Origin of the sequence: Mycobacterium genavense ATCC 51234 (genome assembly GCF_000526915.1) — a bacterium.
Lineage (GTDB): Bacteria > Actinomycetota > Actinomycetes > Mycobacteriales > Mycobacteriaceae > Mycobacterium > Mycobacterium genavense.
This window is the reverse complement of sequence record NZ_JAGZ01000004.1, coordinates 440,968-465,365: the sequence shown is the minus strand read 5'-3', so window position 1 is coordinate 465,365 and position 24,398 is coordinate 440,968. Positions and strand designations below refer to the sequence as shown.

Annotated in this window: 25 protein-coding genes and 4 pseudogenes; 12 read left to right on the top strand and 17 right to left on the bottom strand. The window is 63.1% G+C overall.

Annotation, left to right across the window (positions count from 1 at the left end; all coding sequences use genetic code 11):
* Positions 1-19 precede the first annotated feature (19 nt).
* The 3 genes and pseudogenes from T428_RS0112575 to T428_RS31990 form a co-directional block, all read right to left on the bottom strand.
* Positions 20-739: pseudogene (locus tag T428_RS0112575) on the bottom strand (MCE family protein); the annotation flags it as partial.
* A gap of 199 nt (positions 740-938) precedes the next feature.
* Complete coding sequence (gene leuC, locus T428_RS0112570; protein WP_025736754.1) at positions 939-2,321, bottom strand: 3-isopropylmalate dehydratase large subunit; 1,383 nt, start codon at positions 2,319-2,321, stop codon at positions 939-941.
* Positions 2,322-2,338: 17 nt separating this feature from the next.
* The gene (locus T428_RS31990) at positions 2,339-3,175 is read right to left on the bottom strand and encodes a GlcG/HbpS family heme-binding protein (protein WP_084298724.1); all 837 of its coding nucleotides are present in this window, start codon (positions 3,173-3,175) and stop codon (positions 2,339-2,341) included.
* Positions 3,176-3,414: 239 nt separating this feature from the next.
* Here T428_RS31990 and T428_RS0112560 point away from each other — a divergent pair, with 239 nt between their 5' ends.
* The gene (locus T428_RS0112560) at positions 3,415-3,930 is read left to right on the top strand and encodes a hypothetical protein (protein WP_025736752.1); all 516 of its coding nucleotides are present in this window, start codon (positions 3,415-3,417) and stop codon (positions 3,928-3,930) included.
* Positions 3,931-4,077: 147 nt separating this feature from the next.
* Here T428_RS0112560 and T428_RS0112555 read toward each other — a convergent pair whose 3' ends face one another.
* From T428_RS0112555 to T428_RS0112545, 3 genes are read right to left on the bottom strand one after another with little or no spacing between them, the layout of a single operon-like run.
* On the bottom strand, positions 4,078-4,983 hold the full coding sequence (locus T428_RS0112555) for an esterase family protein (RefSeq protein WP_025736751.1): 906 nt from the start codon (positions 4,981-4,983) through the stop codon (positions 4,078-4,080).
* Between the two features lie 42 nt (positions 4,984-5,025).
* Positions 5,026-5,628, bottom strand: coding sequence for a hypothetical protein (locus T428_RS0112550; protein ID WP_025736750.1), 603 nt, complete (start codon positions 5,626-5,628; stop codon positions 5,026-5,028).
* Positions 5,625-7,211 (bottom strand): pyruvate, phosphate dikinase, encoded by a 1,587-nt coding sequence (locus T428_RS0112545; protein WP_025736749.1) that lies wholly within the window; start codon positions 7,209-7,211, stop codon positions 5,625-5,627. Before T428_RS0112545 ends, T428_RS0112550 begins: the two co-directional genes overlap by 4 nt.
* A 426-nt stretch (positions 7,212-7,637) precedes the next feature.
* On the opposite strand from T428_RS0112545, the gene T428_RS0112540 reads away from it, so the two are divergent.
* Positions 7,638-8,231, top strand: a complete 594-nt coding sequence (locus T428_RS0112540; RefSeq protein WP_084298722.1) for a TetR/AcrR family transcriptional regulator — start codon at positions 7,638-7,640, stop codon at positions 8,229-8,231.
* A 61-nt stretch (positions 8,232-8,292) separates the two neighbouring features.
* On the opposite strand, the gene T428_RS0112535 is transcribed toward T428_RS0112540, so the two are convergent.
* Together T428_RS0112535 and T428_RS0112530 are read right to left on the bottom strand one after the other, a co-directional pair.
* Complete coding sequence (locus T428_RS0112535) at positions 8,293-8,766, bottom strand: nuclear transport factor 2 family protein (protein ID WP_025736747.1); 474 nt, start codon at positions 8,764-8,766, stop codon at positions 8,293-8,295.
* Positions 8,767-8,842: 76 nt separating this feature from the next.
* Positions 8,843-10,456, bottom strand: a complete 1,614-nt coding sequence (locus T428_RS0112530; RefSeq protein ID WP_025736746.1) for a PEP-utilizing enzyme — start codon at positions 10,454-10,456, stop codon at positions 8,843-8,845.
* Positions 10,457-10,600: 144 nt separating this feature from the next.
* Here T428_RS0112530 and T428_RS0112525 point away from each other — a divergent pair, with 144 nt between their 5' ends.
* The 7 genes from T428_RS0112525 (at position 10,601) to T428_RS31170 (ending at position 14,582) form a co-directional block, all read left to right on the top strand.
* Positions 10,601-11,602 (top strand): hypothetical protein, encoded by a 1,002-nt coding sequence (locus tag T428_RS0112525; RefSeq protein ID WP_025736745.1) that lies wholly within the window; start codon positions 10,601-10,603, stop codon positions 11,600-11,602.
* Between the two features lie 45 nt (positions 11,603-11,647).
* Entirely contained in the window at positions 11,648-12,409 is a 762-nt protein-coding gene (locus T428_RS0112520) for an SDR family oxidoreductase (protein ID WP_211243942.1), read from the top strand.
* 10 nt (positions 12,410-12,419) lie between these two features.
* The gene (locus T428_RS31185) at positions 12,420-12,668 is read left to right on the top strand and encodes a hypothetical protein (protein ID WP_156942940.1); all 249 of its coding nucleotides are present in this window, start codon (positions 12,420-12,422) and stop codon (positions 12,666-12,668) included.
* Positions 12,669-12,767: 99 nt separating this feature from the next.
* On the top strand, positions 12,768-12,974 hold the full coding sequence (locus T428_RS0112505) for a hypothetical protein (RefSeq protein ID WP_025736742.1): 207 nt from the start codon (positions 12,768-12,770) through the stop codon (positions 12,972-12,974).
* Complete coding sequence (locus T428_RS31180; protein ID WP_051465220.1) at positions 12,971-13,519, top strand: alcohol dehydrogenase catalytic domain-containing protein; 549 nt, start codon at positions 12,971-12,973, stop codon at positions 13,517-13,519. The genes T428_RS0112505 and T428_RS31180 overlap by 4 nt, the downstream gene beginning before the upstream one ends.
* The gene (locus T428_RS31175) at positions 13,452-13,970 is read left to right on the top strand and encodes a zinc-binding dehydrogenase (protein WP_084298720.1); all 519 of its coding nucleotides are present in this window, start codon (positions 13,452-13,454) and stop codon (positions 13,968-13,970) included. Before T428_RS31180 ends, T428_RS31175 begins: the two co-directional genes overlap by 68 nt.
* Positions 13,971-14,027: 57 nt before the next feature.
* Positions 14,028-14,582: a TetR/AcrR family transcriptional regulator gene (locus T428_RS31170; RefSeq protein ID WP_169733653.1), complete on the top strand. Its 555-nt coding sequence runs from the start codon at positions 14,028-14,030 to the stop codon at positions 14,580-14,582.
* Between the two features lie 58 nt (positions 14,583-14,640).
* On the opposite strand, the gene T428_RS34505 is transcribed toward T428_RS31170, so the two are convergent.
* The 5 genes and pseudogenes from T428_RS34505 to T428_RS0112470 all read right to left on the bottom strand — a co-directional run.
* Complete coding sequence (locus T428_RS34505; RefSeq protein WP_025736740.1) at positions 14,641-14,829, bottom strand: hypothetical protein; 189 nt, start codon at positions 14,827-14,829, stop codon at positions 14,641-14,643.
* Positions 14,830-15,186 (bottom strand): LLM class flavin-dependent oxidoreductase, encoded by a 357-nt coding sequence (locus T428_RS35430; RefSeq protein WP_281173783.1) that lies wholly within the window; start codon positions 15,184-15,186, stop codon positions 14,830-14,832. It lies immediately after the preceding gene.
* Positions 15,187-15,194: 8 nt separating this feature from the next.
* The gene (locus tag T428_RS35425) at positions 15,195-15,548 is read right to left on the bottom strand and encodes an LLM class flavin-dependent oxidoreductase (RefSeq protein WP_281173782.1); all 354 of its coding nucleotides are present in this window, start codon (positions 15,546-15,548) and stop codon (positions 15,195-15,197) included.
* Positions 15,549-15,566: 18 nt separating this feature from the next.
* Positions 15,567-15,872 carry an SDR family oxidoreductase gene (locus tag T428_RS0112475; RefSeq protein ID WP_051465218.1) on the bottom strand — a complete coding sequence of 102 codons (306 nt, stop codon included), beginning with the start codon at positions 15,870-15,872 and terminating at the stop codon, positions 15,567-15,569.
* A gap of 43 nt (positions 15,873-15,915) precedes the next feature.
* Positions 15,916-16,893, bottom strand: a pseudogene (locus T428_RS0112470) (acyl-CoA dehydrogenase family protein); the annotation flags it as partial.
* Positions 16,894-17,068: 175 nt separating this feature from the next.
* On the opposite strand from T428_RS0112470, the gene T428_RS0112465 reads away from it, so the two are divergent.
* On the top strand, positions 17,069-17,482 hold the full coding sequence (locus T428_RS0112465) for a hypothetical protein (protein WP_025736735.1): 414 nt from the start codon (positions 17,069-17,071) through the stop codon (positions 17,480-17,482).
* 200 nt (positions 17,483-17,682) lie between these two features.
* On the top strand, positions 17,683-18,054 hold the full coding sequence (locus T428_RS27680) for a CAP domain-containing protein (protein ID WP_245604889.1): 372 nt from the start codon (positions 17,683-17,685) through the stop codon (positions 18,052-18,054).
* Here T428_RS27680 and T428_RS0112455 read toward each other — a convergent pair.
* The 3 genes and pseudogenes from T428_RS0112455 to T428_RS0112445 all read right to left on the bottom strand — a co-directional run bounded on the left by T428_RS0112455 (position 18,036) and on the right by T428_RS0112445 (position 21,423).
* Positions 18,036-19,574 (bottom strand): AMP-binding protein, encoded by a 1,539-nt coding sequence (locus T428_RS0112455; RefSeq protein ID WP_025736734.1) that lies wholly within the window; start codon positions 19,572-19,574, stop codon positions 18,036-18,038. The two genes, T428_RS27680 and T428_RS0112455, sit on opposite strands and share 19 nt — an antisense overlap.
* A 15-nt stretch (positions 19,575-19,589) precedes the next feature.
* Positions 19,590-20,782 (bottom strand): annotated as a pseudogene (locus tag T428_RS27675) (thiolase family protein).
* Complete coding sequence (locus T428_RS0112445; protein ID WP_025736733.1) at positions 20,779-21,423, bottom strand: TetR/AcrR family transcriptional regulator; 645 nt, start codon at positions 21,421-21,423, stop codon at positions 20,779-20,781. The pseudogene T428_RS27675 and the gene T428_RS0112445 overlap by 4 nt, the downstream one beginning before the upstream one ends.
* Before the next feature lie 142 nt (positions 21,424-21,565).
* On the opposite strand from T428_RS0112445, the gene T428_RS0112440 reads away from it, so the two are divergent.
* Positions 21,566-22,801 carry an amidohydrolase family protein gene (locus T428_RS0112440; protein ID WP_025736732.1) on the top strand — a complete coding sequence of 412 codons (1,236 nt, stop codon included), beginning with the start codon at positions 21,566-21,568 and terminating at the stop codon, positions 22,799-22,801.
* A 58-nt stretch (positions 22,802-22,859) separates the two neighbouring features.
* Here T428_RS0112440 and T428_RS27670 read toward each other — a convergent pair.
* Positions 22,860-24,358 (bottom strand): annotated as a pseudogene (locus tag T428_RS27670) (class I adenylate-forming enzyme family protein).
* Between the last annotated feature and the right edge of the window lie 40 nt (positions 24,359-24,398).

The following is a 24,398-nucleotide window of genomic DNA, read 5'->3' as shown; positions in this document are numbered from 1 at the left end:
ATCGACATCGGTGGTGGGTTCAGCCGGCTGGTGCCAGCATCTCCTTCCATCCGTCGTCTCCTGTTTTGGTCGAGTTTTCGACGGAGTATTTGACGCCGTCGGGCCCTACCAGTTCACCGCTTTGGGGACTGTATACCGCCGAGGGGGGTCCCATCGGCGTGTAGACACACGGGTTGGGCTGCTGTCCGTTGCACTGCACCGTGCCGGTACCTGGTCGCTGTAGCGAGTCGCTGACCGGAGGTGGCGACTCGGCGACGCGGTCCGACGGCGCCGGGTTCATGCCGTTGTTGATAGATGGCGCGGGGATCACCATGCCGGGTTTCACGGGCTGGTCGCAGCGGGCTCCCGGCGCCGGGCAGGTCAGAATCTGGTTCGGGTCACCGAACCACGGGTTGGTCCCGGCGGGCACATACGGCCTGGGGTCGCGGCACTCGCGCGGCGTGGCCGCCCGCTTGCCGGGGACATCCACGCAGGGGATGTTGCGCGAGCCGCGCACGCTGTTGGCCGGGGTGTCCATCGGGATCTTGCAGTAGGTGCCCGACGGCAGCGGTTGCAGGCTGGTATCGGCCGGTGACCGCCACTCGGAGGCGGGAATGAAACCGGTCAGGCAGGGCGGCGGCTGGTTGATCGTCAAGCCGAGGTCCAGCGCGGCCTGGTTCGGGAACGGGGTAGATACGGTCTGGGTGATCGAGGCGGCTTGGGGCAGGAACACCAGCACCTGCTCCACGCCGGTGTGGTAGTCACAAGGATGTTCGCGCCTGCGAATCTTCGGTCGTTGAACACGAATCGAGGATCCTGACGCCATTCATGAAACACGTGTTTGCCGTATCCGGTCTTCGATGTTCGCGCCAGGAACTGTTTAGGCATTATCTGGTCGGTGTCGATATCTGGCTGGTAGAGCGGCAGCACCCGGCCACGGACTGTGCGGATAGGTCGCATCAGAGCCACTTTCGGACGTCGACGAAGTGACCGGCAATGGCTGCCGCCGCGGCCATCGCCGGTGACACCAGATGCGTTCTACCGCCTGCACCTTGACGCCCTTCATAATTCCGGTTCGACGTGGCCGCACACCGCTCGCCCGCCCCCAGCAGGTCCGCATTCATGCCCACACACATCGAGCAACCCGGGGCGCGCCAGTCAAATCCCGCGTCGCGGAAAGCATCGGCGAGACCTTCGCGCTCAGCCTGCCGTTTGACGGCCATCGATCCGGGAACAACCATCGCGCTGACGTTCGGAGCAACGCGACGCCCTCCCAGTACCGCCGCAGCTGCGCGCAGGTCGGAAATCCGCGCATTAGCGCAGGATCCGATGAACACGCGGTCGACGCTGATGTCGACGATGCGCTCACCGCCCTTGAGGCCCATATATGCCAGTGCTTTTTGCGTCTGTGCCGGTTCGGACGTCTCCGCCGCATTGGGCACGCATCCATTCACGGGAGCACTCATCGCGGGTGTAGTGCCCCACGTGACGGTCGGCTCGACCGCTGTGGCATCAAGCCGGATTTCACGGTCGAATACCGTATTCTCGTCCGTCGCCAGCGCCGACCAATCGTCGACAGCCGCCAACCAGTCGCCCCCCGCGAGACTCGTAGCCAAGCCCCACAAATAGTCGTACGTCCGCTGGTCGGGACTGATAATGCTGGTGCGAGCACCCGTCTCGGCGGAAAGATTGCACAATGTCATGCGGCCCTCAACGGATAAGCCGCGCACGGCCGCACCGCGGTATTCAATAACATGTCCAGCCGCGCCACCCACTCCGAGCTCTCTGACGACCGCAAGGGCCATGTCCTTGGCGGTCACACCCGCTCCGGACTCGCCATCGAAGATGACCGCGATCTGCTGGGGGCGGGCGAGAAGCAGACATTGTGTAGCCAGGACTTGCTCGACCTGCGTAGTGCCGATGCCCAGGGCGAGCGCGCCCAGTGCACCATGCGTCGACGTGTGACTGTCCCCGCATGCGATGGTGATACCGGGCCGACTGAGCCCGAGTTCTGGGCGCACGACGTGGGCGATCCCTTGGCGAGTGGATCCGATCCCGAACAAGGTGATGCGATGACGAGCGCAGTTCTCTCGCAGAGCAGCGAGCTGTGCGGCCGCAGCGGAATCCAGGGGCTCCGAGCCGCTGACCGTGGGCACGATGTGGTCCATCACCGCAAGAGTCTGCTGGGGACGGCGGACCACCAGCCCACGGTTACGCAGAGAATCAAACGCCTGCGGGCTCAGCTCGTGAGTGAAGTGAAGATCGACGTAGAGAAGATCACGGCCCTTCAACGTTGCTACGACGTGTCGGTCCCAAATCTTCGTTGCCGCAGTCGATCCCATGGTTCGCCCAGGTAATGCTAGGTCAACGCTTCGATGGCGGCGCTGGCAATCTGAGCGTCCTGTGTGCAGTGCCCGCCGGCGACACCGACAGCTCCGATGACCACACCCGCGATCACGACTGGATGGCCCCCGCCGACGAAAGCGAGTCGGCCGCGGCCCGAAAAGTTCAGTTCCAGGGGACGATCACCGCTGATCACCTCCGCAAGCTGGGCCGTGGACACTCCGAAGCCCATCGCGGCCGCCGTGTACGCCTTGTCGATAGCAAGCTCGCCTGCGACCACAGAAGCGCCGTCTTGTCGGGCGAATGCCTTGAGAAGTCCGGACTCATCCATGACTGCGATGGCCACCGGTACGCCCAGCGCCCGAGCCTCGGCGTCGGCCGCCTTGATCAGATCGCCGGCGGCTCCGATGGAGATGCTCGACTTGGCAAACACGGCTGGGGACGCCGCCTCCATCGTGCCCACTCGCCCGTCGTTCCGGTCTCGGTCATTGGCGCCGCTCCTCCTGATTTCGACCAATTGCATGTGTTTACTTTTGTAGCCGCACTTTCCGGCCACCGCAAGTGGGGTGTGCACGCGATACAATTCCATCAAAATTTGTTGTGAGGCCAGTACATTGCCACAGTCACCCCTCAATGTTTGCATCGACTGAAGTAGTTCTAGGCGCGCGGCAATGAATGTGAGGCGACAACGGTGAAGCAGTTGAGGAAATGGGTATCCCGTCACAAGTGGATCGACCGCGAGATCGACCGTCTGGACCCCGATGTAGACTACGAACGAATCTGGCGACTTGCCAATGCCTACCGGCTCAACGAGTTCATAATGAACTTCTTCTATGCCTTTATCTCTGCCCATTTTTTTTTCGCCACTGACCGCGGTGGCCGTACGGTAGTGCGGGATGGAAACGGAAAGATCCTATTGCGTCAGGACAAGCGTTTTTTCGACACGAATAAGCACATCTTGACGTGGTGGGAAAACAGTGTGTCGTCCGACGCAACGCGCCGGTCGGTAGGGGCGGTCAACAGGCTGCACGCCCACTACGCCAAAGAATATCCATTCGACATGTCGCAAAACGACGACTACGTATACGGGTTGTGTCCGAGGCGGCGGCGTTCCACCGGTTTCGTGAAATGGTTGGCCTGCCCGGGTACTCTCCTGCCCTGCAGGTCGCGGCATATCGGTTCTGGACCGACATGGTCCCGCTGTTTAAAACGGGAGCCGGAGCCCCACTTACCGGCTGGCCGAGTGACTTTCAGGGCCTGCTCGACTATATGTATGAATTTGAGAAGCGTGAGTGGCCGCATACAATGGACGCGGTCGTCGCATGCGCGGCGGTCCGTAAGCAATTTGCCGAACGTTATTTTCCGGCCCCCTTGCACAAGTTCGCCCAGTCGATGGTGCTCGCCATGTACCCGGATCACCTATTCGAGATCCTGCAGCTCAAGCCGCCCAATCGGCTTTTTGTCCGCGCCGTCCGCTCCATGTTCAAGTGGGGCATGCTGCTGAGCGAGAAGGTGTTGCCCGATCCAACGGAGAGCATCTCGCAACGGCTCAGCGCGAAGGGCCGGCCAAGCGCCGGAGTGCTGGCAACATGCCCCGGATTCGCGTAACGGAATCGGACGGCCTCGCGGAAGTCTCGACCCGTCACTGAACCTCGTGATGAGTGCCCCGGACACGGTCCGGTTCCGACCGCACGACGCGGCGACACCGGCGCGCCGAGATGGCCACGATCATGACCCGCCAGATGACTGGCGCGCCTACCGGATGGAGCCGGCGACGTCGCCCGACATGGCGCCCAGCTGTGCCGGCCACGAGCCCCAGCCGTTGTCGCCGCCGGCCGGGAAGTCGAAGTGGCCATTGCCCCCGCCGACGGCTCGATACTGTTGGTAGAACTGCAGATTGCTGCCCGTCGCCTGATCGGCGTAGCCGATCATGGCGGCGGCATCACTCGCGCCGCCGCCCTTCGCGGCCCACATCCAGATCCGGGTGTTGTTCTGCGCCAGCAGCGGGGCGTGCACGTACGGGTCGTGCCACTTCCACCGGCCCAGCTGCGGGGCGCCCCACATACCGTTGCCGTCCACGCCGCCGAATTGCTGCAGGCCGGCCAGAATCGCACCGTGCAGCGTGGTTTCTGACGGATAGACGAATCCGGACAGCGAGCCGGCGTACTCGAAGCGATCGGGGTGGAAGGCGGCCAGTGCCATCGCGGCGTAGCCGCCCTGGGCAGCACCTACCGCGGCGTGGCCGCCGCGCGCCAGGCCCTTGTTGGCGGCCAGCCAGTCGGGCAGCTCGCTGGACAGGAAGGTGTCCCACTGCTTGCTGCCGTCCTGCTCCCAGTTGGTGTACATGCTGTACGCGCCGCCGGCCGGCGCCACCACCGATATCCCTTTGCCGGCAAGGGTGTTCATTGCATTGCCCGCGGTGACCCAATTGCTGACGTCCGGGGCGGCATCGAAGGGATCCAGTAGATAGACCGCGTGCGGACCGCCGGCCAAAAAGGCCACCGGGATATCACGGTTCATCGCGGCCGAATGCACCATCAGAGATTCGTATCCAACCGCCCTGGCCTTTCCCGCGGCCACCACGTCTACCGTCACAGCACCCAGACCTATCGCAAGCGCACAGGCACAGAACACCCGCAACAACGCCGACATGCCTTTCATATCCACCTCCGTACGTTGACGCGGCGGAGCCGCCGATGCCGCTCAGGCGTGTCCGGCCTCGGCTTCCTCCTGCCGGGTGAGCCCGGCGGCCCGAATCAGCTCCTCGTGCAGCTCGAACCAAACAGTGTGGTACGAATCCACGACCGGCCGAGTAAGCCAGGACGTTTCACCAGCCCTGATCTTCACCAGCGCGTCGGACAGTTTCGTCAAGTACCCCGACAGCCGGGGCAGTTCGAGCGATACGGGCTCGAGGATCGCGACAGTGCGCCGGTGCACGTCCTCGAGCCGTTCGAGGATGGCGCCGTCGTAGGCCGAGTCGTCGTGTGCGTTCGGCAACCCGTCCTTGAGCTGCCAATTGGACACCAACTCCTTGAAAGCTGCGTTGACAGACCGGAATTCGTCATATGCTCGTTTGATTGCAGCTTGGTCCACGCCGCCGAGTTCGGAAGTCAGCAATTCCTCCAGGCGGGCGCGGCCCTCCGGCGTGATTCGCATCGTCTTGCCGGTGACCACCAAGCCGGCGTCACCCAGCCTTTCCACTGCGGCGGCCACTTCGGCGGAATCCTGCCTCAGGGTCCCGGCGAGCGTTTCGAGGTCGGCGCGCCCCTTCAGCCGCAGGGCCTGCAAGATCGGTAGATCAGTCATCGCGTAGTACCCGTCGTGGATGTCAGATGTATCGCGGTCAGCATGGTGAGCAACGGAGATTCGGATACGACGTCGCGGACGCCCGCGTCGATGGCCTCCAGTATCGCGGCGTCGGTCAATGCCGGAAGGACCGGATAGTCGCCCGCCGGGTGGGCGCGCAACGGAGCACGGCGAATAGCCATCTCACGCAGCGCTTCTAGGTCGGCCGAGTCGCTTTCCGACCACACCGTCAATTCCAGGATGCCGTCCCGGATCTCGCCATGGGTTCCATCGACGGTGATCAGCCGCCCGGCGAGCAGTTCGCGAGTACCCTCACCGCATCCGACCACGGCCGGCCGTGGCAACTCGCGGCTGACAACCGCCGCATGGCTTGTCGCACCACCAATCTCAGTGACGATAGCGCGCGCGGCAAACATGCCCTGGACATCGCTCGGGCAGGTGGAGCCACGCACCAGTATCACGTCTTCGTCGCGTTCCGCGGCATCGATGGCTTCGTCGATGTCGACGTATGCTCGCCCCGATGCCACTCCCGGCGACGCGGCCACTCCGGTCGCGAGAAGCTCGGCGGCAAAGCGTGTTTCAGGTTGCAGGCCCGGTGACAGTAGGGAGCGCACCTGGTCGGGCGTTACCCGGCGTAGCGCCTCGGATTCATCGATCAGCCCTTCGTGATGCAGAGCAACGGCCCAGCGTACCGCCGCCTGAGGCGACCGCTTGGCCGATCTCGTCTGAAGCAGCCATAACCTGCCGTCTTCGACGGTGAACTCGATGTCCTGCACATCCAACGCCGCCCGCTCCAGGGTGTCGGCAGCGCGCAGCAGCTCGCTGTATACGTTCGGCATACGCTCGGCAAGTGCGGCGACCGGCTCGACATCAGCGGTCCCCGCCACAACGTCCTCACCCTGCCCACCGCCCAGCCATTCTCCGAACGGCGTCTTGCCGCCCGTGCGTGGATCGCGGGAAAAGAGCACTCCGGTCCCGGAATCGACCTCCTTGTTGCCGAACACCATCGCTTGAACGACGACGGCCGTGCCGGCCAAATCGTCGAGCCCATGATGACGGCGGTAGGCAACTGCGCGATCCGACGACCAGGATCTCAGCACCGCGTCGACTGCACCACGCAGTTGGACATCGGGATCGCCGGGTACCTCTGCCACCTCGTCTTTGAGTACGATACGCCGATAGAGCTGTCGAAAGCGGTCACCCGTATCGGGGGCAAATGACGGTGAAAACTCCTCTGCCAACGCGCTTTCCACAAGGTCGTTGAGACCGAGGTTCAGGATGGTGTCGAGCATTCCCGGCATCGATACGGCAGCGCCGCTGCGCACACTTACCAACAGCGGTCGTGGCCCAGCCCCGAACGTCCGCGAAGTCTCGCCTTGAAGCCAGGCAATGCCCTCGCGCACCTGAGGCCAGATGTCGTCCAAAGTCGAGTCGGGATCGGCGGACCACCGATGAACGACGTCCGTGGTAATGCAGAAGGCCGGTGGCACGTTCAGCCCAAGACGCCGCATCGCGTTGATGCCGAAGCCCTTGTTTCCCAAGATGTCTGGTGGGAATTCCGCAGAGCCGTCCAGCAGCACGATGCCGGGGCGCGAAGTCGACGAGGGCGACAAGGAATCAGAACCTCCGGATGTAGTAGTCCAGGCCTTCGAGGTGGTCATGGTCGTCGACTTGTCTCCGTCGGGCAGAGATACGGGTGAATGGCGTTCACCTTCCGCTAAGACAACGGTTTCGGCGGCGAAGGCAGCGTCCGACCTCGGGCCGAACCGGCCGAAGATCCGTTGGCCAGGCTGCGCGGTACCCTTGAGCCTCACCGCCCGCGCTGTTAATCTACGATATGCTTGTATTGAACAGTGCAATACAACCACATTGTGAGGTCGGGTGGCAAGACTGGATTTCGTGGAATCTTCCGGTGCCGCCGCGAAAGTGCCTCTGCCAACGACGAATAGGACTAGGCCACGGCCGCCGGGTGGCCGTCAAGCGGCACGCGCGGCAGTAAGCTACGTGCGATGAAACAGAACACCAGAGCTCATCAGGACGCGGCGCCGCCCGACACGTCTTCGAAGGCACGCATACGCCAGGCGGCCCTTGAGTTGTTGGCCGAACGTGGTGAGCGCAGTACGACGCTTCGAGCGGTTGCGGAACGAGCCAACGTATCGTTGGGAATGGTCCAGCATCAGTTCAAGTCCAAACTGCGCTTGCTGGGCGATGTGCAGGCGTGGGTTTCCGAGCAGCTCGCCGAGGTAACGAGCACCGCGTCGACGGACGGGCCGCGGGCCACCGATCAGCCCACGGTCGACGCGTTTCTCGCCGGCAACCCGGTTATCGCCGCATACTTGCGGCGCAAGCTGCTAGAGGAGGCATACGCGCAGTCCCTGAGTTGGGCTTTCGATGCCCTCCGGGATCGTCCACGTGATGCGGGCGCGGATACCTCGAATTCGAAAGATGCTGCCGTCGTCGCGACGATGGCCGGCCTGCTTGCCGTGAGCCCAACCCTGTTGGAACCTCTTCTCGAGCACGCGCTTGACTGCGGGCCCGACGAACTGCGCACCCGATGGCGTGCCGCTGAGGACAGATTGTTGGGTGTCGCATTCAACATCTGACGCGTCCCACACATGTGACGAATGGTCTTGCGACTAAACCGCTTCCGCAAAACCCCCCGAGTCACCTCGGCAAGATGTCCGCCGGTATGCCTGCTTCGGCGAGGCGGTCCGTCATGACGCCCAACTCCGGGGTTACGGAGCCGACGCACAGGCCCTTGGGCCGCAGGGCGTGGCACCGACGATGACTGATGTACCACCGACCGTCGACGCGCTTGAGTTCGTCGACATACGCGCCGGTCATCACGAAATCCGCTGGGCGCGACGGCCCCTGGCTCTGGTAGGCGCGACTCCAATGCCACGCCGTCACATAGCACCGTGACCTGGCCACGTCCCGGTCCACTGTCACCGTGTGATTGCTCAACGAATGCACCGTCGCCTCCATGACGGCCGACGCACCAACGAGCATGTCCCGCAGCGCCTCCCGGCCCTGCACGGGTCCAAACCCGTGGTCATCGATGGCGTCTTCGGTAAAGATCGCCTCCGGAACTTCGGAGAAGCGCCCGGAGTCGAGCAGATAGCAAAAGTGCACCAGCACATCCCAGATCTGCTACGCATCCGATTTCATCGGGTGCACGCTCCTTTCCGACCGGCTAACCGATCGCGGGACTTCGTCACTTGGCACGCTCGAGGATCGTGATGACGCCGGTCTTACCGTTGACGCAGCAGTAGTCACCCGTGCGCAGTGTGCGAGAACCGTTCTTGGTGTTGACCACGCAGGGAATTCCTAACTCGCGAGCGATGATTGCGGCATGGTTGAAAGTTCCACCGATATCGACCACCAACGCCTTCGACACGAACATCAGCGACGCCCAGCTCGGGTCAGTCATCCGTGTGACGAGGATGTCTCCCGGCTCGATCTCGGCGTCGGGGTCGGCGGGGTCGAGGATGACCCGAACTGTCCCTTCGACGACGCCGGCGCTGACGCCGACTCCGTGCAGTTCGCTCACCTCGGAATCGGATTGAGATGCAACCGAGGCGACAGGCATCCCCTGCCAGGTCTCCGGCAACGTCAGCGCGGCGTATTCCTGTTGCCGTTGCCGGCGCTCGGCTATCACCGCGGTCCAATCTCCCTGGCGCGCCAGCGGAATTTCGTTGACTGTCAGTAAGAAAATGTCGTCGGGCTCTTCGATGACTCCCCGCTCGGCCAAGCATGCGCCGATCTTGCGTGCGGAAACTCTTGCCATGTCAAGAGATTGCAAGAACGCAGCCTTGGCCACGCCGCGCATCGGAATTCCCCTGGCTGCCATCCACAATGCGAGATGCGCGAGCGGCCGCTGCCATCCAGGACAGGCATCGACGAGCTTCTTCTCCAGAGTGACGCGCTCATCTCGCTTGCGCTGTTCGACCAGGAGCGGATCGCTGTCATCGTCCATGTTCTTCCAACTGCTCAGGGCACTGTGCAGTGGCGCGTCGTCTTCGCGCCACACCCGACCGGACAGCTCTCCTTCGTTGGGACCGTGGGACCCGTGCCGTCGGACTACTTGTTCGACGGACAGCCTGCCGCGCGAGGCGGCCCACATGTCTTGCACCAGCGCTGTTTCCGCGTGCTCCCCGTAGCCGCTCATGAAGTCGGTGACGTCTCCCGCACCGGCTCGCTTGACCAGAGCGGACAGGGCCTCGAAGGCGGGCTGTACGACGCACGCGACCGCCTGGCCGTCCAGGATGACGCTGCGCCGGAACCGGGCACGGGCATCGGCGAGTTGGTCGATCGCCTCGTCGAGGCTCATCGTAGCCACTGCGCCGATCCGGGTGCGCCACCATTGGTCGGTCTCGAGCTGGTTGGCCCGCAGTTTGGCCGGCAATGTCAGAAACGCATGGACGGACATAACCGCGATGAGTGGATACCGGCGACGACGGCGGCTTGGCCGATAATTCGGTGGCACGATTCCATAAATGCGTTCGGCGAGTTGACCGCCGTTGGTACCCGGCAACCCGTCGCCCATTTCGGTGAGGAAGTCCACCCGTCCCGCGACCCTGCCGAAGAAGATGTTCACCCCACGCTGCGTCGGATCCGCCGGTACGCCGCGATCGCGACGGGGCAGCACACCCATGGACACGAGTGGCTCGCGCATGCTGCATTCGGCTGGATCACCCCATACCGACCAACTCAGCGGGGTCATCACACCGGGCATCGCCTCGCCGATGTTCAACGTGCTCCAAAACGATTGCGGGTCACTGACTCCATGCAGCGGATCATCGCTGGCGCCAACCACGCTGTTGGTCATTGAGGTCCTTTCGTGGGCTGGACCCAAAGTACAAGTCGATGGTCGATGCAAGCGTATCGATTCCAATATCCTAGTATTGACACATGCGACTTCCGATGGCAAGGTCGCCACCGTGCCCGAGCTGAAAATTTGTCGGAATCGCCGATGATCACCGTCGCTGATGACGCGTTGCACCCTCCGACATCCGATGACTACTCATGGTCGGAGACTTACTATTTCAACTTCGACGCTCCCGAGGCCGGCCTATCGTGCATCGTCTATCCGTGGTTGCGCACCAACCTGGGCATTGCGACGTGCGGCGTCACCGTCTGGCAAGGCTTCGCCACATCGGCGTTCGAAATGCGGCTATACGACTGGCAGCAGCAACTGCCGATGCCCGACGGGAGGCTTCCGAACGTCGCATCCGTCAACGGTGTAACCATCGATTGCCTTGAGCCGCTGCACCAATACCGGCTCCGGTACGACTCGCCGCCATCGGTGCGGCAGAAAACGTCGTTCGACGTGCTGTGGACAGGCATCGCACCGCCCTACGAGCTGCTCAACCAGGGTCTTCGATTTTTGGGCAAGGGGCACTACGACCAATTGGGACACGCACGCGGCTGGCTGCAGATCGATGACGATCGCTTTGTGGTCGACTCCTATGTGGGGCGGGACCGATCCTGGGGACCGCGCGCCGATCTCGGCGACGGCATGGGATACGCCACCACCACGCTCGGTGTTGCGTCACCGGAATTGGCTTGGCACATCATATGTGCGGGAGCCTCGGACGAGCAGTACGCGAGCGGCGGCGGCGTCATGCTCGTTGACGGGCAGGTACGCAAACTCACCGCAACACGCGAGGTCCTGCGCCGTCACTTCAGCGGGCGGCCTGAGATAGTTTGCGTCAGCGGCACCGACGACACGGGTAAGCCCCTCGACGTCACCGGAGAGGCAATCAACGGAGCACCGTTTCACGCCAGACCCAACCTGTTCTCGTGGGTGACGGCGATGCGGTGGGAAGGTCAGGGAACAATGTTCTACGGCCAAGAGCAGGATGCATGGTCTTTCAACCTGTACCGCGACAAAGTGCGTGCAGGTCAATTCGCAATGGGCGCTGCCGCGCCGGCCATCAAGCCGCTGCACATCGACAGCGCGCCAATACAGTAAACGGAGGAAGACATGGACCTAGGAATTGCTGGCAGAGTCGCCCTGGTGTCGGGTGGCAGTCGCGGCGTGGGCCGCGCGGCGGCCGAGATGTTCGCGGCCGAAGGCTGCAAGGTCACCGTGGTGGCCCGCGGCCAGGAGGCTATCGACGCCACTGTGGCGGCAATAGAGTCGCACGGAGGCAAGGCGATCGGGATCTCCGCGGATCTCACGCTGGAAGATGATGTACGCCGCGCGGTGGCCGCGACGACCGAAGCTTTCGGGCCGCCCGACATCGCCGTCTCGAACGTGCACGGTCCCGGGCCGGCCAACTTCGACGACCTTACCGATCAGAACCTCTTCGACGCTTTCCAACGTATGACCATCAGCCTGGTGTACATGGTGCGTGCTTGCCTTCCACACATGAAGGAGCAGGGCTGGGGACGGCTCGTCAACGTCGGTTCCGGCGCGGCCAAGGAACCGCCGGCCGGTTTGCGCCACATGCTGGCCAACACCACCCGGGCCGCCGCGGTCGGATTCAACAAATCGTTGGCCAATGAGCTTGCCAAGCATGGCATCACGGTGAACACCGTCGCTACCGAGTGGATCGGAACCGAGCGAATGTACGAATACGTCAACAAGGTTGCCACCGAACGCAACGTCACCCCCGAGCAGGTCCTCGGCGGAGTAAAGGCCGACATCCCGGCGGGCCGGGTGGGCCGACCCGAGGAAGAGGCCAGCCTGGTCGTGTATTTGGCGTCCGAGTTGGGCGGCTACATCAACGGCGAATTCATTAACGTCGACGGCGGCTCGCACCGCAGCGCATTCTGAGGACCTGGCAATGTTGCAACCACCTGGGGCGGTCGTCGAAATCGCCCATGTGTTACGCGATATCGATGTCGGCATCGAGCAGTTCGGGGCATTCTGGGGTGCGGGCCCGTTCTACTGCGCCGAGATGCGGTTTGACACCGGTCACTACTATCGCGGCGAACAAACACCCCTGTTGATCGAGGTCGCCTTCGGATTCTCCGGTGGGGTCCTGGTAGAACTGATCCGGCCGCTCGACGGCGACCGCTCGGTATTCACGTAAGCACTGGATGCGCGGGGACCGAGCTTCCACCACGTCGTTCGTCGCGAGACCTACGAACAAGGTACTGCCCGTTACGAACGAGCCGGATACCCCAAGGCCTTGGAGCTCACCACCGCGTTCGGTGAGCGCACGGTCCTATTCGACACCACCGATCTCAACGGCGGCTTTCTCGAGGTAACCGATCTCAACATCACTTTCGAACCACTGATGACCACGCTGTCCCAAGCGCACGCCCAACGGGACGGGAGCGTCGAGAGACGCTCGTTATCGGCGCTGTTCGATTACGCCGGGACCGAATCACCATGAAGGCGCAAGCAATTCGCTTCTACGAGCACGGCGGTCCGGAGGTATTGCACGTAGAGACCGTCACCGTCGCGGAGCCCGGTCCCGGCGAAGTGACGATGGCGGTCGACGCGTTCGCACTCAATCGTGCCGATACCTTCTTCCGTGAAGGTTGGCATCCGATCAAGCCGGAGTTCCCCTCGCGCATCGGGTATGAGGCCGCGGGTCGCATGCTGGCGATTGGCGACGACGTTTCCGGCCTTGCAGTGGGAAATCGGGTGGCGACGCTGCCGGTGATGGAGGTCAACCGGTACGGCGGATACGGCGAGGCCATGACCCTGCCCGCGCGACTGGTGACACCGACACCGGACGGGTTGGGGGTGACCGAGGCAACCGCGGTCTGGGCCGCGTACATGACCGCCTACGGCGGGATCATCGACAGCGTAGCTATCGCACCCGGCGATTTCGTCCTGTGCACCGCCGCGTCCAGCAGCATCGCAAATGCGGCCATCCAACTCTGTTTGGCCGTCGGCGGCCAAGCCAATTGGTGCTACCCGGACCCCGGGTAAGGCGCGAGCGGTCCGGGACGCCAGTGCGCTGGACGTGATCGTGACCGACGAGGAGGATCTCGTCGCGCGAGCCATGGAGATCACCGGCGGGGCAGGGTTCAACTACGTCTTCGACCCCGTCGGCGGACCCGGCTTCGGGCTGCTCGCCGAAGCGGCCGCACCGCACGCAACTATCATCCTGTACGGGGCAACCTCGCCCCAACCGACCGAACTGCCCGTCATTACCTCAGTGAACAAGAATTTGTCGATACGCTGCTATGCGATGTTGCTGGAGGAACAACCAGACCGCGACGAGCGGGCAAAGGCCTACATTCGGCAGGGCATTGCCGACGGATGGTTGCGGCCCCGTGTTGAGCACGAGTTTGCATTTGACGAACTACACGAGGCCGTGGTCCTGTTGGACTCCATGGACCACAGCGGCAAGATCGTCATCCGTACCGCACCCAAATGAGATCCGCTCATGACGCCGGCCAACTTCGACGACAGCGACCTGACCACCAAGGCCAGGGTGCGCGCCGCCGCGCTCGATCTGGCCGGTGAACAGGGTCTGGATGCGACGTCGATAAGCCAGATCGCCCAGCGCGCCGGGGTTTCCGTAGGCCTGGTCCAGCATCACTTCAAAACCAAGGCCCAGCTCGCCGACGACGTACGCGCATGGGTGCTGGCTCGATTGGTCGACACGCCCGCCGTCGCGGTGGACCGCGACGCGGCGCGACCCGACGTCGCGGCATTCGACGAGCTGATGTTCAGCAATCCCAAACTCGCCGCGTATATCCGTCGGATTTTGATCGAAGCCACCCCGAATGCCAAACGCTGGTTCAACGAAGCCGTGGACCAAACCGTCGAGCAATTACGCAAGGGCCCCCCGGATGGATTGGGCGACCACCCGGATCAGTTACGTACAGTTGCCGCAATGCTTCTCGTCGTTACCTTAGGCCCGGTGATTCTCGGTTCGGCGCTTCCTGAGCAGTTGGACTGTTCGGCCGAGGAAGCTCATCGCCGCTGGCGGCAGATCGAAGCCGAGATGCCGTTTGCCGCCTCGCTACCGCGTCGACCACGCTGATCCGTTCCCGCGGCATCGCGGTGCTAACCGGACACACCGAAGTGGTGCGCGAATTGTGTCAGGTAGCGTTCGGCGGCCGCGGCGCTCGAGGCATCGACGTGGGCGATGATCGACGTTGCTCCCCCTTGCGCCATCCGCCCACGTACTCGTCGACCCAGGCAACGTCGTGCGGCTCGTCGAAGTTGATCGTGGGCAAGGCGACCTGAATGGCGATCTCGTTCGGGTCGCGGCCCGCAGCCGCCACCATTCAGTGCAATCTGTCGGTGATGCGGGAGAATTCGTCAACGCCGTCGATCGCGGCGGTGCGCACCGACGATGTCACGTTTTCGGCGCCGAGCACAGGGCACCAACCCTCCCCATGGGCTACCACTCGCCGCAATGTCGCGTTGCTGTTGCCACCGATCCACAACGGTGGATGTGGCTTCTGAACCGGCGCGTCTAGATGCATCTCGCCGACGGCCGCGAAGTTTGATTTCTTGACCGGCTGGGTCGGATTCAGCCAGATCTCCCGCAGCGCCGCGAGTGCCTCGTCGAATAGTCCGGCCCGCTCATCGAAATCGACTCCCAAAGCGGCGAATTCCGAGCGAAGGTAGCCAGCACCCACCCCGGCTATCAGTCGTCCACCGGACACGGGTCAAGAGAGGTGAGGGACTTCGCGGTCAGGTACGGATTGCGAAAAGGCAGCACAAACAGGTTGGTCATCAACCGGATTCGGGTTGTGACAGCGGCGAAGTAAGCCAATGCGACCGCCGGATCGAAGGTGTCATGCCCGCCATACTTTCGCCATTTGGCCGACGGCGCCGGATGCTCGCTCAACGCGATGGCGTTGAACCCGAGACTCTCGGCGGCGACCGCAACCGCGCGCAGCGTCTCGGGCTGCCGGAACTCGGCACTGGCATTCGGTACGTCACTGGGATATTCGACAGTGTATTTCATGAAGTGAGCCATCCTCTTGCGCGCGAGCACCAGTCCGTCAATGTCTGGTCAGTAGATGGAACCGGTGCCTCCACCGTCCAGGTGCAGGTTCACGCCGTTGAAAAAGCCGGACATGGGACTTGCGAGCATCGTTACGGCGTAGGCGATGTCGTCGACCTCGCCGATACGATTGACGGTCTGGTTGGCGCCGCGCAGCACGTATTCGGCCGCGCGATCGATGTCATCGCCCCCTCCCCTCCGTTGCGCGAAAGTATGCAAGAAATCGCGTAGGCCGTCAGTCATGATCATCCCGGGAGTGACGGTGTTGATCGTGACTCCGTTCCCGGACAATGCTTTTGACAAACCCATCGACATGTTAATCATCGCGGCTTTGGATGGCCCGTAGTCCGGCTGACCCGTCCGTGCACCACCACTTCGCCTTCGACGCCTCAACCGCGGTCAACTCGCCGGCGACGACTGCCTGCAGGCAGCGATCAATGTATTGCTCACCGACCTCGAGTTCGGTGTCCATCTCGGCGAGCAGAAAACGGTTGTGCTGAAAGCTGCCTATCGCCTGCCCAAAAGCCTTCCGGTCCTTGGCGTACTGCAGGGTCTGTCGCCATGTTTCACGGGCACCCGCAACCGCGGAAATGGCGATCGAAAGCCGCTCCGAGGGCAGGTTGTGCATCAGGTGATAGAACCCGCGTCCCTGTTGACCCAACAGATTTGTCGCGGGCACCCGAACATTGTCGAATATCAACTCAGCGGTGTCCTGATAGTGCAGACCCAGCTTGTCGAGCTTGCGGCCACGGGTGAAGCCCGGCATATCGGCCTCGACGACCAGCAGCGAGAAGCCCTTGTGACCAGCGTCAGGGTCGGTGCGACATACCACCACCACGAGATCACAGTTGTAGCCGGACGAGATAAACGTCTTGGCGCCATTGACAATCCAGCTGTCACCATTGCGTACGGCCGAGGTACGGATACCCGCGAGATCGCTGCCGGCATCGGGTTCGGTCATCGCGATCGCGACAATCAACTCACCACTAGCGATCCCCGGTAACCACCGCTGCTTCTGCTCGGGGGTGCCCAACGACGTGAAATAGGGCCCCACCACGTCGTTTTGCAGACTCAGGGACGGCGCCGGTCCCGCGTAGCGGGCAAGTTCCTCGTCGATTACGGCGTTGAATCGGAAGTCTTCGACGCCGCCGCCGCCGAATTCTTCCGGGATGTTGAACCCGACGAGTCCACACTTTCCGGCAGCAACAAACGCCAATCTGTCGACCAGTCGCGCCTCCTCCCATTGCTGAGCGTTCGGGGCGAGTTCGCGTTCGATGAATTGGCGCACGATATGACGGAACGCCTCGTGTTCGGCGCACATCACCTGTCGTTTCAAGATAGTCCTCGCTCCGCGGTCGCCGACCGCTGTGCCGACGCTAGCGCGCTTTCGCGCCATTCGCTAACGCTTTTCCGTTAGGTGTTTGGCCCTCGAAGGCGGTCAACCGCGCCGCAAGAACACATGGCCACCCAATTCTCTAAACATTTAGCTGTCTCTAGGCTACCATCGGCAAATGACCTTGCGACGCATCGCCTGCCGCGCCGCCGCGGTGGCAGCGGCCACGGTCTGCTGCGCCAATCCCGCAGCCGCTGAGCCTGGTTCGGAGCCGGCAAGCGCGGAGAACTGCCAATTCACCGTCTCGGCGGCCCAGCCGGCGGTCATTCCCGGCGGAGCCCTGGCGGTCACCGCAACGCTGACACCGGGCGCGTGCAGCGGGGCCTTCACCCCCAACACGCTGACGGTGTGCCTCGCTCAGGACGGCGGACCCCGCCAGTGCACCACCAAAGCGCTCTACACGCATGCGCAGGTAGTACTGGCCACGTCACCGCACGGCAGGCTTACCACCACCGGAAAGCTGTGCGGCATGACGATCTCGCCGGATCGGTATGTCTGCTTTACCAGCGACCCCGTCATTACCAACCTCTGATCACCCGCGACGATTTACAAGACGACGCCCTAATGTCTAAACTGTATAACCCTATAGATAAAGGAAGGCGAGGGGCGATCATGCCTGCTCCCGGTCGATACGCGCTGGTGATCAGCGCATTGCTGGTCGCGGCGACGGCCCTGACGGCGCCGGTTGCGCAGGCCGCCAATCGGCTGCTCAATTAGAGCGTATTCGCCAATATCTATACCGCACAACGCCAGAACGGTTGCACCACCGAGCCGCGCCTCGACGGACGACTCGAAGAGGCCGCACGCAGACATACCGATGACGTCCTCAACAATCCACAGCTCGACGGCGACCTGGGGACCGACGGATCTACGCCCTCGATCCGAGCCGAGCAGGCCGGCTTTGTGGGCAAGGTGGCCGAGACCGTCGCCATCAACCCCGCACTGTCGATCACCGGTATCGAGATTCTCAACCAGTGGTGGTGGAACCCACCGCTGCGGGCAATCATGCAGGATTGCTCGAACACCGCGACCGGCGTTTGGTCTGCCAACAGCCTGACCCGCTCGGTGGTCGTCGCTGTGTATGGTCAGCCCGGCACGCCCTGACGGGCAACCTGTACGCGCAGCAGTTTCTTGTCGATCTTTCCATTTGCCAGTTGCGGTAGCGCATTCACGATTTCGAGTCGTCGTGGAACTTTGTAGTCGGCCAGTTGTGACCACACGGCGCGCCGGAGGGATTCCAATGTGACCGTAGCCCCCAGGGCGAGCACCACGACCGCGCATACCGTCTCACCCCATCTGCGGTCCGGGGCGCCGACCACCGCGCACGCGGCGACACCGTCGACGCCGCTGACGACATCCTCGACATCGGGCGAAGACGCGTTCTCGCCACCGGTGATTATCACGTCCTTCTTGCGGTCGACCAGGTAGAGCAGACCGCGCTGGTCGAATCTCCCGATATCGCCGGTGTGGCACCATCCCTCGCGCAGCGTCGCCCGAGTGGCGTCGGGATCGTTGAGATAACCACGAAACATCATGTCGGACTTGACCGCAACCTCACCCACAACCCCGTCGGGAACCGCGCAACCGAACTCGTCGACGATCTTGACTTGCACACCGGGGAACGGGAACCCGACCGATCGTAAGGTCGCGGCCGCGTCCTGGTCGAGGCTGTGCAGTTCGCGCGGCAATACCGACACGATCGCCTTGGTCTGCCCGTACAGGTTCAAAAATCCGGCCCGGGGCATCTTTTCGAGGGCCCGCCGCAACGTTGACACGGCCATCGGTGCGGCAGAGTAGACCACGGTGCGCACCGAAGAGAGCTCATCGTCGTCGCTTGCCTCATCCAGTAGCGACTGGAGCATGGTGGGCGCCATGTGCAGGATCGTCACCTCCTCCGCACGGATCAGCCGCACGGCCTCCGCAGTGTCGAACTGCCGCTGCAGTATCACCGTCCCGCCGCGCGCGTACACGCCGCCGACGATCGCCATCGCGCCGATATGGAACATCGGCATATTGATCAGCACTCGGTCCTCACAACCCGATCCCATCGCGGCGTTCATAGTCAGCGCAATGGCCTGCATCTCCCCGCGGCCCAGGATACAGCACTTGGCCGCACCGGTGGTGTCACTCGTGAACAACAGGCACGCAACGCCATCGGCCGGCACCCTGCGGACAGGTACATGTGGGACGGCGGCACCCAATGATCCCAAGGTGGGCTCGTCAAGCGTTATCACTCGACGAATCCCCGCTTGGGCCGCCGCCACGGTGATCATCGGCTCGAATTCCCGATCGCAGAACACGATTGCCGGAGACACGCGTCCCAGCGCGTCAGCCACTTCGCTCGACGTCGAGCGGAAGCTGATGGTAACCAGGATGATTCCGCTGATCTGGCTGGCGGCCAGCACGATGCCGAACCCCAGACTGTTTCGCCCCATGACGGCAATGCGGTCCTGATACCGCACACCCAAGTCGGCCAGCACGTCCGCCAGCGCAATCGCCCGATCCCGCAGCTGGGCATGAGTAAGTGCTTGGTTCCCCATCCGGTATGCGATGCGATCGGGGTAACGCCGCGCGTTGTCGTGCACTGCGTCGCCAAGCATCACCTCGCCCGTCGGCGGCGACACCCCGGCTTCCTGAAACTACCTGGCGCTCAGTAGCATTGCTCCCGCCACCGGACCCCCGCCAACACCGACGGCAACCACCTCGGGCGGTTGGGCAACCTGTCGGTCACCGCCCTCGCCCCACATTTGCACGCAGGCCTCGTGCAAAAATCCCATGCCGTGCAGGCGCCCCGCCCGACAGCTGCCCACCGCTTGTGTTCACGGGCAGGTCGCCGGTGAGACTGATCCGTTCTCCACCTTCGATGAATGGACCGACCTGCCGTGGTCACAAAACCCAAGGCCTCCAGCCACATCACCGTGAGAAAGCTGAAACCGTCGTAAACCTGCGCCATGTCGACGTCGGCGGGAACCAGTGTCGTTCGCTCCCACAGCGTGGCGCCGGCATCGTGCGCTGCCATCGTGGTGAGATCGCGGCGCTGATCCCACGTCGCCCGCTCGAACATCCCAGTACCTACCGACTCCACCGTGAGGGGGTGTCGTGGCAATCCGGCGACCGCACCACGGCGGGAGATCACCACTGCGGTCGCACCATCGCACGGGATATCGCAGTCCTAGAGGCACAACGGTTCCGAGATCATCCGTGCGCCAAGATAATCCTCGATTGTCATCGGATCGCGGTAAATCGCGTCGGGATTGAGCGCGGCGTTGCGGCGCCCATTGACCGCAATCTGACCGAGTTGTTCGCGAGTGAGCCCGAAATCGTGCATGTAACGCTGCGCGGGCATGGCCAGCCAGTTGACGGCCGACAGCGCCCCAAACGGCGCGACCCATTCCAGGTGCGGGGGCAGCTGCCCGCCGCCTAACAGAACTGACGCACGTCCTCCACCGGCCTGCTGTGCGGCGGTGGACTCCCACACCGACCGGTAGACGACGACGTGGGTGGCCAGCCCCAATGTCACGGCCATGCATGCTTCGATGGCGGGGCCGATTCGCCCCGCCGTCTCCATAGCCGAAACGAACCACCGGCAACGCAGCCCAAGAGCGTTATGCACTTCGGTGACGGTTGCACCGGAGAAACCGATGTCGGGTGCGCCGGGGCCGGGATAGCTTGCCACGCCGTCGATATCGTCGACGCTGAGACCCGCGTGCGCAATCGCACGCTCGACGGCCTCAAGCGTCAGATCCAAGCCGGTGCGACCCAATCGACGACCCACTTGCGATTTGCCCGCACCGGTGATCACGGCCTTGCCGCCAAAAGGCCCGCTTGTCACGACGCCGGAACCTTTGTGACCAGCTGCGGATCGCCGGCGTTCGATTGCCCGACGTGGGCGAAGATGATGTCGGCGACCGCGCTCACCACCTCGTCGCGGTCGACACGCACCGACTGAGTTTGCACCGAATGCCAGGCGCGGTCGAGCAATCCCATAATCAGCATTCCCATCACCTCTGGCGAGTATGCATCAGAGCAATCCAGTGCTTGACCGAGCTTCCATGCCGCGCGCGTCAACATGCGGTCGCGGGATTGCTGAAAGGCTTTGTCGTTGGGAGCGAAGTGGGCCGCTGCGAGGACGAAGGCTCCGTGGCGATCCAGATAGGCGAAATAGCTCTCGACCCAAACCCGCACGGCGTCCGTGGTGATCGGCCGGGGCGTGTCAGCCCATTGGTTCAGCACTCCGATAATGTCATGAAAAGCCAAGCGCCCCAACGTTTTGAAGACTTCGTGCTTATCTTTGAAATACACATAGAAGTTAGCCCTCGAGACGCCGCTGGCCGCGGCAATGGCATTGATCGACGTCCCGGCGTAACCGTGCTCCAGGAAGCACTGCCTGCTGGCTTCCAGGATCGCAGCTCGCGTCCGCTGACCACGCCCCAGCTCTTCCGGGTTCCCGTCGCGACCGGCGGTTGAAGTCATTCGGCCAGGTTAGCTGACAGTTATGTCATCAAGCAATAAGCAGGATTGATATGTGCTTTTGACGATCTAGTTGGTTTGACTTGACACTTGTGTCAGGTGATGCGAAGCTCGGTTCACACTGGAGGACGAGGAGGTCCGCGCGATGACGCAATTCGACGAGGCGCCAATTTTCGACGCCGACCAGCACATGTACGAGACACCCGAGGCGCTGACAAAGTTCCTGCCGGAGCAGTATCAGCGGTCGGTGCAGTTCGTCAACGTCGGACGGCACACCCGCATCGCGATCTTGGGCAAGATCACCGAATACATCCCCAACCCAACCTTCGAGCGGGTCGCGGCGCCGGGCTCCCACGAGAAGTTCTACGCAGCACAAAACCCAGAGGGTCTCACGCTGCGCGAGATGCAGGGTCCGGCCATCGATGCCCCGTTGGCGTCCCGAAATCCGGCCGACCGAATCCGCGAACTGGATCGGCAAGGCGTCAGTGAATGCTTGAATTACCCCACGTTGGCCAACCTGGTTGAGCATTCCTCTGCCGAGGACCCGGAACTCACGGCGGCAATGATTCACGCTCTCAACCAGTGGATGTTCGAACATTGGGGCTATGTCACCGAAGATCGTGTCTACTCGACGCCAGTCATCAACCTCGGGATACTCGACGAGGCACTGAAAGAACTCGAGTACATCCTCGAATGCGGCGCGAAGGTGGCGCTGATCAAACCGGCACCGGTGCGCGGATTCAAGGGATGGCGGTCGCCGGCATTGCCCGAGTTCGACCCATTCTGGCGGGAAGTGGAGGCCGCCGGTCTGCCGATTGTGCTGCACGCCAGCCAGCCGCCGCTGACCGACTACATCAACATGTGGGAACCGCCTTCAACCAACAACTTTATGGAAATGAGCGCGTTCCGGTGGCTGGTGCCGGGCCACCGCGAGATCTCCGACATGCTGTCCAGCTTGATCTGCGATGGCACCTTGACCCGCTTCCCCAAGCTGCGGATCGCGAGCGTTGAAAATCGCAGCGCTTGGATTCGGCCGCTGTTCCACGACATGTCTGAGCTCTATAAGAAGATGCCGCAAGCGTTTCCGGAACATCCCCTCGAGGTGTGCCGGCGCAACGTCTGGGTCAGCCCGTTCTGGGAGGGCTCGGTGGCCGACGTCGTCGAGACGGTTGGCTGGGACAAGGTCCTGTTCGGTTCCGACTATCCGCACCCCGAAGGGCTGGAGACTCCCAAAGGGTATTTCAAGTACGCCGAGGGCATGGATCGACGAAGGACCTACGACTTCATGGGCGACAACGCACGTAGGTTCATGGGGCTGCCGATCCGCAACCCGGATCCAGACGTGACCAAACCGCCCGTGCTCGAGGCGGCCGGCGCCTAGCCTCGCAGACCGTTCGATCCCTTCTAGTGCCGCCAATTCGCCTCACCCGACTGGCATTTCAGTCGGGTGGGTCGGCGGTGGTCAGCTGTGCCACGATGTCACGGCGCAAGATCTTGCCGGTCGCGTTGGTGGGCAGCTGGTCGCAGAACACCACTTGATCGGGCGTCCGGGAGCCGCGCAGCCTGTCGCGCACATAGGTGCGCAAATCCTCGGGATCCGGTGAGCAACCGGCCGCCCGCACCACAACCGCGACAATCGACTGACCCCACTGCGGGTCGTCGACGCCGACGACCGCCACTTCGCGCACGTCGGGGTGCTCGACAAGGATGTCTTCGAGTTCGGCAGGAGCGATGTTCTCCCCACCACGAATGATGGTGTCGTCGGCGCGCCCACGGATGAACAGATAACCCTCCCCGTCGATCATCGCGAGGTCCTTGGTCGCAAACCAACCCGCGTCGTCGAGGACCGAACCGATCCCGGCGTAACGGCCCGACACCTGATCGCCCCGGACGAATAATTCCCCGGTTACCCCGGGCCCGAGGGAAACTCCTTCAGCGTCTCGGATCTGAACCTCTATGCCGGGTACTGGCCGGCTCACCGATCCCAGTCTGCGGGCAACTGCAGGATCGTCGGATCCGTGCGCGAGTCGGTGGTCGTCGGGCGTGAGTACGGCGATGGTGGAACTCGTCTCGGTCAGCCCGTAGGCGTTGACGAATCCCACGTCGGGTAGCAAGTCGAGCGCTCGTCGCACCAGCGGTAACCCGATTCTGGAGCCCCCATATGCCAAGTTGCGCAGTGAGGGCAATGCGATCGCCTCACTGTCGATCACGCTGACGATGCGGTCGAGCATGGTCGGTACCACGGTGGCGGTGGTGATCGCCTCATCGCGGACCAGTCGCACCCATATCGCGTGCGTCGAAGTTGTTCAGGTACACCATCTTGCGGCCCGCGTACAGATTGGACAGCACCGCTCCGACACCGGCGATGTGATAGGGCGGTACACAGATCAGCGCAGCATCGCTGTCGTTGGCGGCACCGAACTCCACCGTGCCCATCACGTAGCTCGTCAGGTTGCGGTGCGTCAGTTCACCGCCTTCGGCTGTGCCGTCGTACCCGAGGTGAACAGCACGATCGCGGCATCGTCCGGTCCGCGAACTCGGCTGCTGTCGGCTTCCCGGCCAATGCAGATGCCACGAACTCGGTCGCATCGATCGTTCGCGTCCCGGCGCGAATCACGTCGCGGTACGCGTGATCGACGACCACCGGCGGATCGGCCAAACGGTCGATCAGCGCCTGGAGCCCCTGCGCGGAGAGCCGGTAGTTGAGCGGCGTCAACGGCAACGCGGCACGCGATGACGAGAAAATCAGCAGGGGCAGCATCAGGCCACCAGCACCGAGGTACGCGAGGTGCTTTGCGCCTGAGCGGGTGATCACCCCGGCCCCGGCGTCGGCGAGGTCGCTGAGGGTCTGACAGGTGATTCGGCGCTCGTCGGCCACGACGGCCAGCCGGTCAGGACTGCTCGATGCCGCCATCTCCAGCAGCAATGAAACACTCACCTGCCGTTGTCCCTTCGTCGTCGCGTCCCCGGGTGCGGGA